Consider the following 16938-nt stretch of genomic DNA (forward strand, 5'->3'; position numbering starts at 1 on the left):
AGCCGCGGGTCTGTTAGTTGTCGGTATATGTATTCATACTTGATGAATTCTGATGCAATGATTGGGATCGCCGCAGTTTCATTAGGAGCTAGCAGAAGACATACGCGGCGAAAATGATTCTTCGAAGTATCCGAAAGGATGTGGTCGCTTGCAATATATCTGTCGAAGAATTCTTCTATGGACAATGAAGAGATCTTGGCGGTCGAGTCGCTGATACATCGAACCGCCCAGTTCATTAGACTGATCAAGTCGGGCCAAATCTTGGATTCTACCCGTACTACCATTTCGCTGAGCCCATTACTTTCACGCCGAAACTAATGGGACTAACGGGAACAGCTTGTGGGTCGGCGTTACGAATAGAGCTTCGTAGGCACCGGAGGGTGGGGCCCCGCTTTCGTTAAGCATGTTGGCGTGGAGGTGCGCGAAGGCCTGCTCGGCGGTCGAGCGCGCATCGTCACAGGCGAGCCGGGCCCAGCCGGGTTCCGGAACAGCACCGCAGTCGTGACCGACAAGCGTTCCGACTTGACAGACGACAGCGTCGAGTCTCACCGAGACATCTCTGTACTGGCCGAATTCACTGGTCGAATTCGTCGAATGCGCCGTCGTGCATGCAGCGAGCGTAGATGCACCGTGCCCGAACCGCGGCGCTCAGCCGATGCTCGGCTTCGCTCCAAGCGATGAGGAAGGGCAACGATCAGGGCTGATCAGATGTCGAGCATCTCCAATAGCTCATCGACTGTCAGGTCATGATGAGCGGCGACGCTCTTGAGAATGCCCGACAGGGTCTTGACCTTGATGGGGTTGTGATCTGGGATCACTTCGTGATGTTCGCCATTGGCCTGAGTCGTGACTCGGACATGAGAGCCGCGTCGACGAGTGACTTGGTAGCCGAGCGTGGTGAGCGCACGTTGCAGATCGCGCCCGCGCACATCGCGCGGCAGCCTCACAGGGCCAGGACTTCGTCTCTGACGAAGTGCAACCGGACGACGCTGGGACGGATCGACGCGTCGTCGAAGTAGCACTCAACCGCTTCGCGGATGTTGTCGCGTATTTCCTCGATCGTCTCTGCCTGGGTGTGAATGCCGTACCCAAGTGCGCTGGCAGAGTATCCGCCATCGACTTCATCATCACTGACCTCGAAGATGATCTCGGAAGTCGTCGGCGACACAGCCACCTCCCTGTCGGTGCTTGTCAGCACTTCACTGTAGGGCTGCGCTGCCGTCGGTGATGAGGGGGTAGAGGCCGTCGGCGCCGGCGTCGGTCGCCATGTTGCCAAGCACCGCCGACCAGTGGGCGTCGGAGCCGTATTCCTTGCGCCAGCTCCACAGGCGACGGCTGTAGTGGTGCAGGGGGTACTCCTGGGTCATTCCCATGGCGCCATGGGCCTGGTGGCAGGCCTTGGTGGCCCGAGCGGCGGCTTGATTGGCGATGAGTTTGGCTGCCGCAATCTCGAAGTCGGCACCTCCGCGGGCGGCCTCGCGAGCGGCGCACTCGGCTGCCATCCGCACCAGCGCTGCGTCCTGCGCGGCCCATACCAAGTGCTGCTGGACGGCCTGAAAGCGGGCCACTGGGCGGCCGAACTGCACACGGTCGTTGGTGTAGGTCACCGTGAGCTGGCACATCTTCTCGATGGCGCCGGCCATGAGAGCGACCCGCGACAGGGCGCCCCGCTGGGCGAGCGAATCGGCGTTGACGCCGTCGGGCGCGGGGGCTGCGCGGCCAGCCGCGCCGTTGAGCCGGACAGTGTCGCGTGGCTCTCCGGCCATGTTCGGAAGCGGTGTGATCTCGCAATGAGCCGCCGGAACCGCCACCACGACGGGTTGCCCGCCGCACTCGCATACGCAGACGATGACCTCTGCGCTGCGTGCCCACGGCACCCGCAGCGCTTCACCGGTCACCGTTGCACTGCCATCTCCGGCAATATCGACCGAGCAGGCGCCACCACCGCTCCAACCGCCATCGGCGGCGCGCGGCGGTATGACCGTGACGAGCCCGTCGGGCCGGTCCAGCCCTGCCGACGCCAGCAGCCAGCCGCCGAGGATGCCGTTCTCGGCTGCGGGAATGGGCGCCGCGTGGTAGCCCACCATCCGCAATACCTCGGCTGCGTCGGCCAGCGTGCCGCCCGAGCCGCCGGCGTCCTCGTCGATGGCGATCAGGTCGAATCCGGTCTCGCAGAACGCGTCCCAGATCTCCGGCGCAGCGCCGTTGTCCTCGGCAGCCTGTACCGCCTCATGTGTGCACAGCTCGTTGAAGAGCCGGTGTGCAGTCTCGGTGACCAACTCGTCGACCACGACCGGCTCACGTGGGGCCGCCGTCATGCCGGCAGGCTGTGTCGATGGGGCCGCCGTCATGTCGGCAGCCCTTGGAGGCCCTTGGAAGCGACCGAGCGCAGGATCTCGATGGTTCCGCCCCGGATCGTGTTGCCCGGGAAGGTCACCACGCATTGAGCCAGCATGCGCTCGAACAGCGACTCCGACTCTGGTGAGTATTCCTCGTCGATGAGCTGCACGAGCTTCTCGACGACCTCCTGCTCGTAGCGGGTGCCCATCTCCTTCACCAGCGCGGACTCCACCGACGGGGCCTCGCCCTCGTCGATCAGCCGCGCCACCGACAGCGACAGGTTCCGGATGCTCCACCATCGAGCTGCGAGCTCACCGAACAGATCCGACACGGTGTCCTCCATCGGCGTGCCTGCCGTTTCGCGCAGCAGCTGTTCCACCGTCGAGAACGGCGAGAGCCAGCGGTCGGGACCGCCGCGCTCGTAGGCCATTTCGGCGGTGTTCTGGTGCCAGCCCATGCCGGGATCGCCGACCACATTGGTGTTGGGCACATACACGTCGTGGAAGGTGACCTCGTTGAAGTGGTGACTCCCGTCAAGGAATGGGATCGGGTTGATCTCAAGGCCCGGCGAGCGCAGGTCGATGAGGAACTGCGACAGCCCAGCGTGCTTGTTCCCGTCTTCCATCGGCGAGGTCCGCAGCAGGCAGATGAACCAGTCGTTCATGTGTGCGTTCGACGTCCAGATCTTGGTGCCGTTCACGATCCAGCCGTCGTCGGCGCGTTCGGCCCGGGTCGACACCGACGCCAGATCCGAGCCGCTGTCTGGTTCGCTCATGCCGATGGAGAAACCCAGCTCGCCCCGGCAGATCGGCGGTAGGAATCGCTCGCGCTGCTCGTCGGTGCCGAATTTCATGATGACGTTGCCGGTCTGGCGGTCGCCCACCCAGTGATGCCCCACTGGCGCGCCCCACCGCAGCATCTCTTCCACCACGATGAAGCGCTGCACGGCGGTGCGGTCCGAGCCGCCCCAGCGTGACGGCAGCGCCATGCCCACCCAGCCCCGGGCGGCCATCTTGGCCGAGAACTCGCGATCGTGGTCCGCGGCCATCCCGAGGCATGGCTCATGGGTGCCAGGCGGCAGTTCGGCGGCCAGGAACTCGCGTACCTCTGCTTGGAGGTCGAGTTCGGGGCCAGTCAACTCAGTGGGCGTGAATCTCATCAGCGGCCTTTGCGGGAGAGAAGATGATCAGGCGAGGGCGAAGCCGCGGTAGTTGTCGGACGCCACGTCCTCGCAGATCTCAACGTAGGGCGGGAATCCGGGCAGCGGCATAAAAACCCGGGTTTTGCCGGGAATGTTCGCTCCCAGGTACCACGAGTTGCACGTCGGGTACAGCGTCAGATCGGCGATGGCATTGACGTAGTCCACCCAGTACGTCTCGGCATCGGGCTCGGGCTCGATGGTGGTGGCGTCCCGTTTGCGCAGGTCCACCAGGCAGCGCGCGATCCAATCGACGTGCTGCTCGATGGACGGGATCATGTTGGTCAGCACCGAGGGGCTGCCGGGCCCCGACACGGTGAACATGTTCGGGAAGCCGACCACGCCGAGGCCGAGATAGGTGCGTGGCCCGGCGTCCCAGTGGTCAGCGAGCCGCATGCCATCGCGCCCGGTGATGTTCATGCGCAGCAGCGTTCCGGTCATCGCGTCGAAACCGGTGGCGTACACGATCGCGTCGACGGGATACTCCCGGCCGTCGACCACGACCCCGGCTTCGGAAATGCGCTCGATCGGCGTCTCGGACACGTCAACCAGATGGACGTGGGGCTGGTTGAACGTCTCGTAGTACTGCGTGTCGAGGCATGGGCGCTTGCAGGCGATGGTGTTGTGCGGGGTGAGCTTTGCCGCCAACTCGGGGTCGTGAACGATCCCAGCAATCTTCTTGCGGACGAACTCGGCTACCCGGTCGTTCGATTCGGAGTCCAGGACAATGTCGCCGTAGGCCCGGTAGAAGGTGAATCCGCCCACCCCCCATCGTTCCTCCATGCGGTGGTAGAACTCGTCGTCGCTCGCCTCCTTGGCGGGGTCCTCGCTGTCAGGCAGCCGCTGCACCATGGCCGCTCGCTCACCGAACATCTTGGCCCGAAGCTCGCGATAGTTGGCCTTCCACTTGGCTTGCTCGGCCGGATCGAGCGGTTCGTTGCGGGCCGGGACCGAGTAGTTCGGCGTGCGCTGGAAGACCGTGAGCTCCCTGCATTCCGAAGCGATGACTGGGATGGCCTGGACGGCTGATGATCCGGTGCCGATCACCGCGACCGACTGTCCACAGAAGTCGACGCCTTCATGGGGCCAGCGGCCTGTGTGGTAGGTGGGGCCACCGAACGTCTCGGCACTTTCGAACTGCGGAACATTCGCAGTGGACAGGCAGCCGGTGGCCATCACCACGAAGCGCGCTCGGTATTCGCCCCGGTCGGTCTGCAACCGCCACTGGCGGGCGCCGTCGTCCCAGTCGACCCGCTCGACAGTGGTCTCGAATCGGATGTCGCGCCGCAGGTCGTACCTGTCGGCGACGTGGTTGGCGTATCGGAGAATCTCGGGCTGACCGGAGTAACGCTCCGACCATGACCATTCCTGCTCGAGCTCGGGGTCGAACGAGTACGAGTACTGCATTGACTCGACGTCGCAGCGAGCGCCGGGGTAGCGGTTCCAGTACCACGTGCCGCCCACGCCGCCGGCTCGTTCGAGCACGACGGTGTCGAAGCCGAGCCCGCGTAGCTTGTGGAGCATGTACATGCCGGCGAACCCGGCACCCACGACCACCACTTCGTTGACGTACGACTTGTGGCCGTTCGAGCTGGCCCCATCCCCGCTGCTCATGGCCGGTCAGACTACCGAGGGCAGCTGAGCGCAGCCTGTGGCGGGCCGCTGTGGCACGCTCCGGGGGATGGGTGAACCCTGCGATCTCACCGCGACCCAGGCACGGCAGTTGATGGCAACCGCCGAGCTGTCGGCCGTCGAACTGCTGGAGTCGTGTCTTGCACGGGCCGATGCGACCCACGAGGCGGTAAATGCGCTCGTCATCCGCGATGACGACGCAGCGCGAGCAACGGCTCGTGCAATCGACGACGCACGCGCCCGCGGCGACGAGTTGGGGCCGCTGGCGGGCCTGCCGGTGGCGATCAAGGACATCCAGGCCACCGCAGGGCTCACCACCACCTATGGCGCCGTGCCCTTTGCCGACAATGTGCCAACTGCCGACGACGGCATCGTGGCGCGGGTCCGGGCCGCCGACGCCGTCATCATCGGCAAGACGAACACACCTGAGCTCAGCATCGGCGCCAACACCGTGAACCGGCTCTTCGGTGCTACCGGCAATCCGTTCGATCCCTCACTGACCTGTGGGGGCAGCTCGGGCGGTTCTGCTGTTGCGCTGTCGTGCGGAATAGCGCCGTTGGCTACCGGATCGGACCATGGCGGCAGCCTGCGCATCCCGGCCTCGTACTGCGGTGTGGCCGCTCATCGCTCCACGCCTGGCACGGTTGCACACGACGAGCGCACAATCGGGCGTACCAACTACAGCGTGCAGGGTCCGATGGCCCGCACCGTTTCTGATGTGGCGCTGTTGCTGTCGGTGGTCGCGGGCCGCGACCGTGCGGCACGCCGTGATCCCATGGCGTTCCCGTTGGACGCTGGGGCGTTCGCAGACCTCCCTGTGGTCGATGTGGCATCGCTGCGTGTGGGTGTCAGCGCCGACCTGGGCGGGCTGCTGGTCTCTGACGCAGTTCGGACGGTGTTCGCCGACCGGGTCGAACGCCTGAGCAGCATTGTCGGGTCAGTAGAGGAAGCCACCATCGACCTCAGCGATGCGCTCGAAGTGGACTGGCAGCTTCGCTCGGACATCTTCGCCACGAACTACCACCGCAGCATTCACCGTTTCGATCCCGACGCCACCGGGCCTGACGGCGGGTTCAATCCCAACATCCGCGCCACCTACGACGAGGCCTTGCGTACGACGGTGCTGGACATCGCAAAGGCGCGGAGGCGACAGGTGGAGCTGTACCGGGCCACCGACGCGTTGTTCGACACCTTGGACGTGCTGATCTGCCCGGGTGTGAGCGTGCCGCCCTTTGACTGGCACCAGCTGTATCCCGCTGAGATCGACGGGCGACCTGTTCGCAACTACATGGCATGGTTGGGCCTGTCGGCGGCGCTCACCGTGGTCGGCCATCCCGTGACCGCATTGCCGTGCGGTCTCGATGGCCAAGGAACGCCCTTCGGCCTGCAGCTTGTGGGTCCGAGCTACAGCGACCGGCAATTGCTCGGGATTGCCGCGGCCATCGAGGCTGGGTTCGCTGACGATCCGATCACCGCACGGCCAGTGCCCGATGTGGATTGGCTTGGCACGGTGCAGACCCCCTGCCGGACCGAGGGACGTCTCGTTCACACATCTGCTCCGCCTCAGCAACTGCGACCGGGGTGCTTCAGCGAGGGGAGGGGCGGCCGGCGACGGTGACGCTCAGGGTTGCCTCCACGAAGAGTTCGCGGCCGTTGCTGGGGGCGGTGCGCGTTTCCCAGTCGACGGTGACCTCAGCGTCGTGGGCGCCGGCTGCGGCGGCCTCGGCTTGGGCGGCTTCGGTTGCCTGGGCTGTTGCCCACTCGCGGGCTTCGTCGAGGTTGTGCCACACCGGCGGGTCGTCGCCCCAATGTGCCCGGTAGCTGCCGCGACGGGGTGCGGTGACGGTGATCTGCTTTGTGATGCGGACCCGGGCCACGGCCGCACCGACGGCATTCGCCACCTCGGCATGCGCTGGAACCACAGCAGTGGTGCCAAGGAGTGCCGCAACGAGCGGGGCGTAGGTGGGGGCTGGGGCTCCGATGGCAACGATTGGCGAAGCGACACCTGCGCTGAGGCGGGCGAGCGGTGCTGGATCATCCGGAATGGATGCAACATCGCCCGCGACCGGCACGCCCGGCTGCTCGCTGGGCTCGAGCAGGCCCCACAGCGGGTTGGTTGAGCGATCACCGTGAGTGCTGCCGGTTTCGCTGGCGGTGGTTCGCCCGAGGTCGCGATGCCAGCGGTCGAGAGCTGCTTGCGCGAGTGGTCGCCTGGTTTCGCCAGGGGCAATGCCGTCCGCACCGAGCGCGACGCTGAGCAGCGCTTCAGCGGCGCCTCGCAGCGCGGAGCGCATCACGCGGCGGGACAGGTCGGCGGCGCCGGTACCGATGTTGACGCCGTAGCGGTCGCGCTGGCGGCTGAACAGCTCTGCTCCTGCGTGGGCCGCGGCCGCATCGCCCACCGATTCGGCATCGACCAACCCGAGCACGACGCAGGCGTCAGTCGGCGTCAGTGCGGCGCGTCGCACCATGCCGCGGCGCTCAAGCCTTCCCACGGCACTGCGCCAGCGGGCCGACCGTTTCAGATCCACCAAGGGCAGCGCGCCGCCGGCGCTATCGACGAGCCGCAGCACCTCGTTGTCGAGACCGTCGAGGTGCTCAGTCGACGCAGGGATAGCGGCTCGTAACAGCACCTCCCCGAACTCTGCTAGGAGACGTTGGGCCTCAAGCTGACGTTGCAGCATCGGCAGCACCACGTCGGGGTGCCGTTGTGCTGCCACGCATAGCGGCACCACTCTGCGAGGACCAACGGCGAGTTCGCCGAGGACTCCGTCGGGAGGAATGCTGATCTCGCTGTCGCCGCCGAGGCCCAGGGTCATCGTCGGGAGTGCCGTGACCATCGTGGCGTGACCGCCGACCGTTGCAGTGTTGCTGTCGCCGCTGCCGTCAGCAGGGACGGCGGCGCCGTTGCGGATCGCTGCGATATCGGTGGTCGTGCCGCCGATATCGACGACAAGGCAGCCCGCGTCGAGTGCACCTGCATCCGTCACTGACGATGCGGCGAGGTGGCGGGCACCGATCACGCTGGCCGCAGGCCCCGACAACACCGTCTCGATCGGCCGCAGTGCCACGAATTCAGCCGAGACGAGCGAGCCATCGCCCCGAACGATCATCAGCCGTGCGTCGAGCCCGAGTGATCCCATGGCAGCACGGATTGCTTCGGTGAAGTGGGCAGTCACCGAGATGAGTTGCGCGTTGAGGAGAGTCGTGACCGCTCGTCGTGGACCGCCTAGCCGCGGCGACAGCTCGTGGCTGCAGGTCACAGGCTTGCCGGTGCGCTCGCGGATCGCGTCCCGTGCGGAGAGTTCGTGTGCGGCATTGCGGACGCTGAACTGCGCTGCGACGGCATATGCCTCGACAGAAGCGTCGATTCGGTCGATGGCTCGTGTGAGCTCGTCGAGGTCGAGCGGGTCGCGCTCGTCACCGTGGGCGCTGTGCCCGCCTCCCACGATCACGACTGGCGCTGTCGCAAGGTTGCTGGTCGGCCGATCGCGCCCGCCCTCGGCGGGGGAGGTGTCTGCTCTTGAATGCAGAAGCTCGCTTGTGCCGGTTGCAGTGCCGGGGCGCAGTCCGACGCGAGTCAGCGCCTCGGGCTCGAACCCGATGGCCACCAGGCCGGCAGGTCGACCAGCGCCCTCGACCAATGCGTTGGTCGCCAGCGTCGTCGAGACCGCCACGAGCCCGATGTCGCTTGCACTGACGTGGCTGCTGTCGAGCACACTCGTCATCGCCGCCACGACGCAGCCGTACAGGTCCTCATGGCTGGTCGGCGTCTTGGCCGCCGCGACCACCGAATCCGTGTTGTGGTCATAGACGACTGCGTCGGTAAACGTGCCTCCGGTGTCGACGCCCATACAGAAGCGGCCAAGCGGGGTTCCGAGCGGCTCTGTCACCGCCGCAAGTGTGCCAGCGCGAGCCCCTCGGGAGTGCTGACCGCTCGATCGAGTGGACTCGGGCGCTCGCGTCGGTGAAACTGTGTGCACGGCGCCCCGTTGCTTTCGCTGCGGTGTAACGATGGCCGCCGGTTGAACACGCATGCAGCGCCGCAAGGAGGAACCGATGGTCGTCAAGTCAGTCAACGAGATGGTCGCGGAGGCCAAGACCCGTATCGACAACATCTCGCCGGCGGAGGCGCACCGACGGGTCACCGAGCAGGGAGCGCTGATCGTGGACATCCGTGACGTACGCGAACTCCAGCGTGACGGCGCCATTCCGGGCTCGATGCACACGCCCCGGGGCATGCTCGAGTTCTGGGTCTCGCCCGATTCGCCCTACACCAAAGAGGTCTTCACCGAGGATCGCGAGTTCATCCTGTGCTGTGCCGGAGGTGCCCGCTCGGCCCTGTCCGCTGACACGATGGCCGACATGGGCGTTCCGCGGGTCAGCCATGTGGTGACCGGCTTCGGCGGCTGGCGCGCCGACGGCATGCCGGTGACCGACTACGACACGTTCAGGTCGCAGCGCTGAGCTCGGCACGCAACCGAGCCCGTTGAACAGTCCCAGCACGACACGGTGAGTGACTCCACTGCGCCCGGCGCCGTCGCGCCCACCTCCACTGACGCCGGTCCGCTCAAGCAGATCCTCGGCTACTGCGAGCCATGGACATTGCGCGCCGGCGAGAGCGTCCGCCTGAAGGCATCGAGCCACCAGCCAGGCCCTGCAGTGGTCGATGTCACCAGGATCGTCTGCGGCGATCCGACCCGCTACGGCCCAGGCTTCGACGAGCGTCCCGTCGATGCGATCGACAGCTGGTCGGTTGAGCTTGACGAGCAGCCGCTCACCCCTGGCTCGTACGGGGTCGCTTCTGTGGATGGGGTGCCGAGCGCGCAGCGCCTTGGACTTCGGGTCTGGGTGATGCCAACCCTGCTCGATCGGCCGGCGCGCATCGTGACGCTGACCGCCCGTGCGTCCGACGCGTCGCCGGGCTCATCGGAGTTCGAGGCATTGCGGCTCGACCTCGTGGACGGGCGCGCCGTCGCATCGACCTCGGCGGCTGGCACCGAGACGCGAGTGACGGTTGACAAGCTTCCGTTGACCCGCAACCGGTGGTACCTGCTCGAAGTCGAGCTCGATATCGAAGTTGGAAAGTTGAGCGTGTCCCTGGCAACGGCGCGCTCCGATTCGCCGGGGCGCGATGCCGTCGAGGCAAGCCGGATGAGTGACTTGACGTTCGTGGAACTGGAAGCCGAACTCGACGCTTCGGCGGGCGACGACCGTGTTCGGCACGGGGTCCGGGTCGCAGCCACGTCGGGGGCGCTGGTCGGCGCAGCTGCGCTGGCTCCGGTCGAGTTGTGGTTGGGCGCTGGTCCCGGAGGTGAACGGTTCGACGGCCGCGTCGCACGGCCGATCCTGCGGTCTGGTGATTTCTCGGCATCGTGGGATCTGGCGGCCAATATGGCTGGGCGCCAGGTGCCCGCTCGCAATCCGAGCTGTGGGCCAGTCCTTCTGCACCAGCTTCCGACGCGGGCCATTACGGGGCCGGCATGGGACGGCTCGGCACACCGCTGGATCGACAACCCGGCGCACTTCGACGCGGTGCACTTCCACCACGACGATCTCTACGACGCCGGGTGGGAGACCACGGTCACCGCAGCGCTGCCCGACGATCTGCCGAGCGGCATATACGCCTTCGGGGTGCGCGGCGCCGCCGGAGAGGACCGGGTGCCGTTCTTCGTCCGGCCCGCCGCAGGCGCCCCGACCGCCGATGTGGCATTGCTCATGCCCACGGCTACCTACATGGCCTACGCCAACCACCGGATGCTGTTCGAGGGCGCCGACTTCATCCCGACAAAGACACGCCTTCGACCTGAGCACGCGTACATCCGCGACCATCCCGAACTGGGACGCAGCCACTACGAGAAGCACCCTGATCGAAGCGGTGTGATGTTCAACTCGCGCCTGCGGCCGGTACTGAACCTCCGCCCCGGGGCCGACGGCTGGAACTTCACGCCCGACACCGACATCAACGCCTTCCTCGAACATCTTGAGGTCGGTCACGACATCGTCACCGACGAGGACCTGCACTTCGAAGGTCTCGCAGCCATCGCGCCGTACCGAGTGCTCGTCACCGGCAGCCACCCCGAGTACTGGTCAACCGCCATGCTGGACGCGCTCGCGGACTGGCAGCGCGAAGGCGGCCGGCTCATGTACCTCGGCGGCAATGGCTTCTATTGGCGGGTGGCATTCAGTGACGACTGGCCGGGTGCCATCGAGCTGCGCCGGGCAGAGGACGGTGTGCGGAATTGGCAGACCGGCCCGGGCGAGAGCTACCACGCCTGGGGTGGTGAGTACGGGGGGCTGTGGCGTCGGCAAGGCCGGGCGCCCAACGAAATCTGTGGCGTCGGGTTCGCCGCCCAGGGCTTCGAGAAGGCCACCTATTTCGTGCGCGATCCCGACGCCGACGGCTCTCGGGCTGCGTGGATCCTCGAAGGGGTGCCCGGCGAGCGCATCGGCACCTCAGGACTCGGCGGCGGCGCAGCCGGCCAGGAGGTCGACCGCTATGACATCCGCCTCGGATCGCCCGACCATGCTGTGGTGCTGGCTTCGGCAACCACCTTCGGGCCCGACATGCTGCGCACGAAGGAAGAGTTCGAAGGCTCGATCTTCTTCCCTACGCCCGATCCGTATGTGCGCGCCGACATGGTGTTCTACGAGACGCCCAATGGCGGGGCGGTGTTCTCGGTGGGTTCGATCTCGTGGTTCGGCGCGCTGGCGCGTGACGGTTACGACAACGACATTGCTCGCATTACGGCCAACGTGGTGCGACGGTTCGCAGACCCCGAGCCGTTCCCGCCGCCAGGCGTCGACTGACGATTCCTGCTGTGCCGCTTGGGGCGGTCAGGTTCTCGTGTGCCGGGGCCTGTTTGGCGCTCAGTCGTCTTTGCGGACTTGCCCCAGCAGCTCGCTGACTCGGTTCGCGGCAGGCGTGTAGTCGGCATCGACTTCGGGACCGGGCACGAACTCGGGAACCTCGGCGCGTTCGGGGCCCGAGGGAGCGGCGGTGCGAGCGGGCTGGGCCGGGGGAGTCGCGGCGGCGGGCTCTGGTGGCGCTTCGGCGGCCGGTGCGGGAGCTGGCTCAACGGCTGCAGGCGCTGGACTCTCCGGAGCGGGGACGCCGGTTTCAGTGCGTGCCGACTTGGAGCGCGAGAGCAGAGCCGCCAAACGGGGATCGCCGGCTTCTTCGCTCCCGGAGGCTTCTGCAGCGGGTGCTGGTTCGAGCGCAGTCTCTGTGGCCGGTGCTTCTGCGCTTGCGGCGGGCAGCCCGCGCGACTCGGCGGCCGCGGCACGGGCCTCGGCAATCCGGGCGCGCCCTTCTGCTGCTTCGATCTCTGTACGCGCCCGCTTGGCGAGGAACTGTGACCATTCGTTTTCGGGCACGAGCTTGCTGTGGGCGACAGAGATGGCCTCGACGTCATTGTCGAAACGCACGCGGTAGCGCTTAATGGCGAAACCGATACCGCGTCCGCACTTGCCCGCAGTACCTTCAGGGACGCCCGAGATGTCTTCGGTCACTACTACCCGAGTACCGCGCTTGTACTCGATCATGACCCGGTTCCGCTGACGCTCGCGTCCATCGTTGCGGGAGCGTACCGGCGAACGGTGCGAGCATCACGGGACGTCACGATTGACGCTGAGAGGGCATCGATGCGAGCTGCGCAGGCAGGGCCGTAATGTCGCCAGGACATTGGCATTTCCCGAGCGACATCGACTGCGGGGCCGTCTCACGGTCCGGGTGCCGGGCGACAGGTGAGACGGAGGACGAGGCGTGAGCGAACGAACGGCGTTGGTGGTCGGCGGCACCGGTCCCACCGGACCGCACGTGGTGAAGGGCTTGCTCGAACGTGATTACAGGGTCACGATCCTGCACACGGGCCGTCACGAGGTCGACGAGATCACCGACCTCGTCGAGCACATCCACACCGACCCGTTCGACGTCGATGAGTTCGTCGGCGCCCTCGGTTCGGCCACCTACGACCTGTCGGTGATCATGTACGGCCGCCTGCGGGAAATCGCTCGGGCGCTCGCGGGGCGCGTCGCCAAGTTCGTGAGCATCGGGGGCTTCCCGGTGTACAGCGGCTGGGGCGATGCCGATGCCCTCTGGCCAGCAGGCATGCGGGTGCCGACCCGTGAGCACGATCGGCTGGTTTCCGATGAGGCGCCGGAGTTCCGAGTCAACAACAAGGTGCGCCAGGTCGCGGCCACTGAGCTTGTTGTGTTCGGCGAGCACCCCACGGCTTCGCACCTGCGCTATCCCTGGATCTACGGTCCCGGTCAGATCAGCCCGCGCGAGTGGAAGATCGTGCGCCGGGTGCTTGACGGCCGCACTCGCATCGTGCTGCCCGACGGTGGCATGACCTTGCAGGCTTCGGCAGATGCGCGCAACGCTGCGGCAATGGTGCTTGCCACCGTCGATGGTGGGGCGCGCTCGTCGGGGCAGGCGTACAACGTCTCCGACGAGTGGACGCCGACGCTGGCGCAGTGGGTGGAGATCATTGCCGCGGCGCTCGATCACACGTTTGAGATCGTGTCGATCCCGTGGGAATACGCGGCTGTGTCGCACCATCTCACCCAGCGCAGCACGCCTCATCACCGCGTGATCAGCTGTGACAAGGCCGTGTACCAACTTGGGTACCGAGACGTCGTCAACCCGGTTGAGGGGCTCACGGAGACGGCGCGCTGGCTGGCCCGACAGGAGAATCACCCTGAGCCCGGCGGGGCCATGGAGCGCTCGATCGTCGATCGTTTTGACTACGAGGCTGAAGACCGCCTGATCGACGCCTGGCAAGCAGCCATTTCCACCGACGACATCGCATCGGCGGCAGCTGCTGCGGACCCCGGCTTCTCCGACCGCTACAGCGCGGACTTCGACGATCGCCCCGGCGCTGGCAAGGGGTGGACTTCCGTCAGCCGTTCCGGCTGACTAGTCGCGGCTGTCGGGCGCCAGTTCGACCTCGGTGGCCTTGACCGAGACCCACAGGACGGAGCCGGGCCGGATGAGCAGTTCGTGGGCCGCGCCGGGCGTGATGTCGGCGGTGAGAGTTAGCGGCGCTCCGAGCAGTACGCGGGTGATGTCTCCCAGCGGCTCGACGGCGTCCGCGGTTGTGCGCCACACGTTGCGTGGGCTGCCGCTGGGTCGCTCGCGATGCAGTGCGATCGCCCGCGGGTGAATCGTTGCCAGGACAGGTCCGTTCACTGTTGTGTCGGCGGCGTGCAGCACAGTGGCTGGACTCCGGCTCTGACCCGCCGCCGAGGGGTCATCGGACGTCACGGTGACCTCCCCGCCCTGCGCCGTGCCTCGCACCAGGTTGATCCCCGACAGGTCGGCCGCGTATGGCGTGGCAGGTGCCCGTCGCAACTCTTCGGGCGTGCCCGACTGGGTGAGACGACCGTCTTCAAGAATGTGAACGCGGTCGGCCAGGACAAAGGCATCGGTGGGGTCGTGAGTGATGAGCAATCGGGGCACGTTCCCAGCGCCCTGCAGCGGTACCGGTGTCACGCTGCCGCCGTTGCGACTGCTGCTGAGGTGTGCTGCCAGATTGCGCCGAAGGCGATTGCGCGCGGTGACGTCCAGCGATCCAAGCGGCTCGTCCGCCAACAGCAGGTCGGGTTGGCATGCGAGCGCTCGGGCCAGCGCGACCCGCTGACGCTGGCCGCCCGACAGCGCCTTGGGCCGGCGGTGGGCAAGGTCGCCGAGGTCCATTGCGCCCAGCCAAGCTTGCGCCTGTTCACGCGCCTCGGCCCGGCGCATCCTGCGAGCGGTCAAGCCGAACGCGACGTTGTCGAGCGCGCTGAGATGTTCGAATAGGACTTGGTCTTGGAACACGACGCCAATGCGACGTTGTTCGGGCGGGACGAAGACGCCGGCCGCCGGGTCGTCGAGGACCCGGCCGGCGAGGTGGACGCCGCCGCCTTCGAGCGGTAGCAGTCCGGCGAGCGCCGCCACAATCGTGGATTTGCCGGCCCCGTTCGGTCCCAGCAGCGCCGCTGTCTCGCCGACTTCGACGCGCAGCGAGACATCCAACTCGAAGTCACCGCGCCGCAGCCGGATGTCGGCATCGAGAGCGCCGTCGGCCGTGTTGCGTGCTGCGAGAGTCATCGGCTCGGCCACCAGCGGTCCCGCAGGGCGATGAGCAAGCCCAGCGACAGCGCCACCAGGACCAAGCTGATGGCAACCGCAGCATCGCGGTCTGCCTCGAGTGCCACGAACACTGCGAGCGGCAGTGTCTGGGTTCGCCCTCCGAGGTTTCCGGCAAACGTCACGGTCGCGCCGAACTCGCCGAGAGCGCGTGCCCAGGCCACCACGACAGCAACACCCAGTGCGGGTCCGATCATGGGCAGGGTGACCCGCCACAGCGTGCGCAGCCGCGACGCCCCGAGCGTGGCAGCAGCGGCCTCGTAGCGCCGATCGAGGTTCCGCAGCGCCCCTTCTATGGTGAGGATCACGAGCGGTGTGGCGACGAACGCATTCGCCAGGATGACACCCCAGATCGAGTACGGCAGCAACAACCCGGTGGCGTCGTGCAATGGTCCGCCGACGACGCCCCGGCGTCCGAGCGCGAACAGCAACGCTGCGCCGCCGACGACCGGCGGCAGCACCATCGGCAGCGTCACGAGTGCTCGAACCACCGAGCGGCCCCGGAAGGACACCCGCGCCAACACCCAAGCCAAGGGAACGCCGACGGCCGCTGCGACGATCGCAGCGGCAACAGACGACACCACCGAGAGCACTGCGGCGTCCACCACGAAGCGGCTCGACAGATGCGTCCAGAGCCCGGTCCACGGTGTGCGTGCTGCCAACCCAACCACGGGCAGGGCGAACAGCACGACGCCGACGCTCGCCAGAATTGCCACGGGCCACGGCGGCAGGTCCCGCTGCGTCCGGCGCGTCACTCGTCCGTCGGAGCGGCCACTACTCACAGGAGTCGTTCCGTCGGTCATGGCGCGGCGAATCCGTGGTCAGAAAACGCGTCACGCGCCGAGCCTGTCTGCAGGTACTTCACAAACGCTTCGGCCGCTGCACGATTTGGCGCATCGGCCAGCACTGCGGCAGCGTATGACGTACGAGGCGCAGTACCGGCAGTCCAGCCCAGACTCACGATGGAACCGTTCTGCGGACCGCCTCCCGCGTTCGGGGCTGTGTCGCTGGCATACACCACGGCAGCGTCGAGTTCACCGGCGGCCAGCTTGGTGATCAGGGCGCGGACGTTCGGCTCATCGGTGTCCGGGACCGGTTCGATCCCGGCCTCGGCCAATCCCGTTCGCGCCAGAGCGCCGCAGGGAACCTCGGCCGCGCACAGCCCGATGAGCAGCTCGGGCCGGGCCAGGTCGGCGAGCGACGTCACCCCGGCGTCGTTGCCGGCCGGTACTGCCAGCACCAGCGAGTTTCGGGCCACGACGACGGGTGCGCTGGCCAACCCGACTTCGTCACGGATGGTGTCGAGATGGACAGGGTCAGCGGGGATGAACACGTCGGCCGGTGCGCCGGCGAGAACCTGCTCGCGCAGCGCTGAGCTTCCTGCACCCGCGATCAGCACGTCCACGCCTGTGTGGAGCTGTTCGAAGTCGTCGGCGAGCATCTCGGCAACCGGCAGCAACGAGGCGGCAACGAGGACATGCAGGCTGCCGTCGAGTGCTGCGTCTGGAGGCCCGGCCGGTTCGCTGTCACGACTCGACATGCATCCGGCCACGAACGGCAGCGTCGCCATGGTCAGCAACGCCAGCGCAGCACCGACGCGGGTAGAAGCCCGGCGTTTCCCCCTGCGGCAGCC

At 66.8% G+C, this 16938-nt stretch carries 14 protein-coding genes; 4 read left to right on the forward strand and 10 right to left on the reverse strand.

The genetic code is table 11. From position 1 onward, the window contains the following. Positions 1–704 precede the first annotated feature (704 nt). The 5 genes from ACOOHB_RS02800 to ACOOHB_RS02820 are packed head-to-tail and all read right to left on the reverse strand — an operon-like array spanning position 705 to position 5152. On the reverse strand, positions 705–947 hold the full coding sequence (locus tag ACOOHB_RS02800) for a type II toxin-antitoxin system HicA family toxin (protein WP_420443298.1): 243 nt from the start codon (positions 945–947) through the stop codon (positions 705–707). Further along, complete coding sequence (locus ACOOHB_RS02805; RefSeq protein WP_420443299.1) at positions 944–1168, reverse strand: type II toxin-antitoxin system HicB family antitoxin; 225 nt, start codon at positions 1166–1168, stop codon at positions 944–946. Before ACOOHB_RS02805 ends, ACOOHB_RS02800 begins: the two co-directional genes overlap by 4 nt. 31 nt (positions 1169–1199) lie before the next feature. Continuing rightward, positions 1200–2318 carry an acyl-CoA dehydrogenase family protein gene (locus ACOOHB_RS02810; RefSeq protein WP_420443300.1) on the reverse strand — a complete coding sequence of 373 codons (1119 nt, stop codon included), beginning with the start codon at positions 2316–2318 and terminating at the stop codon, positions 1200–1202. Between the two features lie 29 nt (positions 2319–2347). Then, positions 2348–3499: an acyl-CoA dehydrogenase family protein gene (locus tag ACOOHB_RS02815; RefSeq protein ID WP_420443301.1), complete on the reverse strand. Its 1152-nt coding sequence runs from the start codon at positions 3497–3499 to the stop codon at positions 2348–2350. A gap of 27 nt (positions 3500–3526) precedes the next feature. After that, on the reverse strand, positions 3527–5152 hold the full coding sequence (locus tag ACOOHB_RS02820; RefSeq protein ID WP_420443302.1) for a flavin-containing monooxygenase: 1626 nt from the start codon (positions 5150–5152) through the stop codon (positions 3527–3529). Between the two features lie 67 nt (positions 5153–5219). Between ACOOHB_RS02820 and ACOOHB_RS02825 the strand changes: the two genes are divergently transcribed. After that, positions 5220–6788 (forward strand): amidase, encoded by a 1569-nt coding sequence (locus ACOOHB_RS02825; protein ID WP_420443303.1) that lies wholly within the window; start codon positions 5220–5222, stop codon positions 6786–6788. Here ACOOHB_RS02825 and ACOOHB_RS02830 read toward each other — a convergent pair. Continuing rightward, positions 6757–9063, reverse strand: coding sequence for a hydantoinase/oxoprolinase N-terminal domain-containing protein (locus ACOOHB_RS02830; RefSeq protein WP_420443304.1), 2307 nt, complete (start codon positions 9061–9063; stop codon positions 6757–6759). The genes ACOOHB_RS02825 and ACOOHB_RS02830 overlap by 32 nt on opposite strands. A gap of 166 nt (positions 9064–9229) precedes the next feature. Here ACOOHB_RS02830 and ACOOHB_RS02835 point away from each other — a divergent pair, with 166 nt between their 5' ends. Then, the gene (locus tag ACOOHB_RS02835) at positions 9230–9637 is read left to right on the forward strand and encodes a rhodanese-like domain-containing protein (RefSeq protein ID WP_420443305.1); all 408 of its coding nucleotides are present in this window, start codon (positions 9230–9232) and stop codon (positions 9635–9637) included. Positions 9638–9682: 45 nt separating this feature from the next. Further along, on the forward strand, positions 9683–11980 hold the full coding sequence (locus tag ACOOHB_RS02840; RefSeq protein WP_420443306.1) for a N,N-dimethylformamidase beta subunit family domain-containing protein: 2298 nt from the start codon (positions 9683–9685) through the stop codon (positions 11978–11980). A gap of 60 nt (positions 11981–12040) precedes the next feature. On the opposite strand, the gene ACOOHB_RS02845 is transcribed toward ACOOHB_RS02840, so the two are convergent. Beyond that, a complete protein-coding gene (locus ACOOHB_RS02845; RefSeq protein WP_420443307.1) occupies positions 12041–12715 on the reverse strand; it encodes a hypothetical protein in 675 nt (224 codons plus the stop codon). Between the two features lie 220 nt (positions 12716–12935). On the opposite strand from ACOOHB_RS02845, the gene ACOOHB_RS02850 reads away from it, so the two are divergent. Continuing rightward, positions 12936–14090 (forward strand): epimerase, encoded by a 1155-nt coding sequence (locus tag ACOOHB_RS02850; RefSeq protein WP_420443308.1) that lies wholly within the window; start codon positions 12936–12938, stop codon positions 14088–14090. Here the strand turns inward: ACOOHB_RS02850 and ACOOHB_RS02855 are convergent, their stop codons facing one another. The 3 genes from ACOOHB_RS02855 to modA are packed head-to-tail and all read right to left on the reverse strand — an operon-like array spanning position 14091 to position 16875. Next, on the reverse strand, positions 14091–15278 hold the full coding sequence (locus ACOOHB_RS02855) for a sulfate/molybdate ABC transporter ATP-binding protein (RefSeq protein ID WP_420443309.1): 1188 nt from the start codon (positions 15276–15278) through the stop codon (positions 14091–14093). It lies immediately after the preceding gene. After that, a complete protein-coding gene (modB, locus tag ACOOHB_RS02860) occupies positions 15263–16108 on the reverse strand; it encodes a molybdate ABC transporter permease subunit (RefSeq protein WP_420443310.1) in 846 nt (281 codons plus the stop codon). The genes ACOOHB_RS02855 and modB overlap by 16 nt, the downstream gene beginning before the upstream one ends. After that, entirely contained in the window at positions 16105–16875 is a 771-nt protein-coding gene (modA, locus tag ACOOHB_RS02865) for a molybdate ABC transporter substrate-binding protein (RefSeq protein ID WP_420443311.1), read from the reverse strand. The genes modB and modA overlap by 4 nt, the downstream gene beginning before the upstream one ends. Between the last annotated feature and the right edge of the window lie 63 nt (positions 16876–16938).

This window comes from Candidatus Poriferisodalis sp. (assembly GCF_965215815.1).
Taxonomy (GTDB): Bacteria; Actinomycetota; Acidimicrobiia; order Acidimicrobiales; family Poriferisodalaceae; genus Poriferisodalis.

What these genes read in the sequence shown, in the direction of transcription:
- ACOOHB_RS02810 (WP_420443300.1), bottom strand. Translation starts at nt 2,318, where the DNA reads ATGACGGCGGCCCCACGTGAGCCGGTCGTGGTCGACGAGTTGGTCACC.
- ACOOHB_RS02815 (WP_420443301.1), bottom strand. Translation starts at nt 3,499, where the DNA reads ATGAGATTCACGCCCACTGAGTTGACTGGCCCCGAACTCGACCTCCAA.
- ACOOHB_RS02820 (WP_420443302.1), bottom strand. Translation starts at nt 5,152, where the DNA reads ATGAGCAGCGGGGATGGGGCCAGCTCGAACGGCCACAAGTCGTACGTC.
- ACOOHB_RS02825 (WP_420443303.1), top strand. Translation starts at nt 5,220, where the DNA reads ATGGGTGAACCCTGCGATCTCACCGCGACCCAGGCACGGCAGTTGATG.
- ACOOHB_RS02835 (WP_420443305.1), top strand. Translation starts at nt 9,230, where the DNA reads ATGGTCGTCAAGTCAGTCAACGAGATGGTCGCGGAGGCCAAGACCCGT.
- ACOOHB_RS02845 (WP_420443307.1), bottom strand. Translation starts at nt 12,715, where the DNA reads ATGATCGAGTACAAGCGCGGTACTCGGGTAGTAGTGACCGAAGACATC.
- modB (WP_420443310.1), bottom strand. Translation starts at nt 16,108, where the DNA reads ATGACCGACGGAACGACTCCTGTGAGTAGTGGCCGCTCCGACGGACGA.
- modA (WP_420443311.1), bottom strand. Translation starts at nt 16,875, where the DNA reads ATGGCGACGCTGCCGTTCGTGGCCGGATGCATGTCGAGTCGTGACAGC.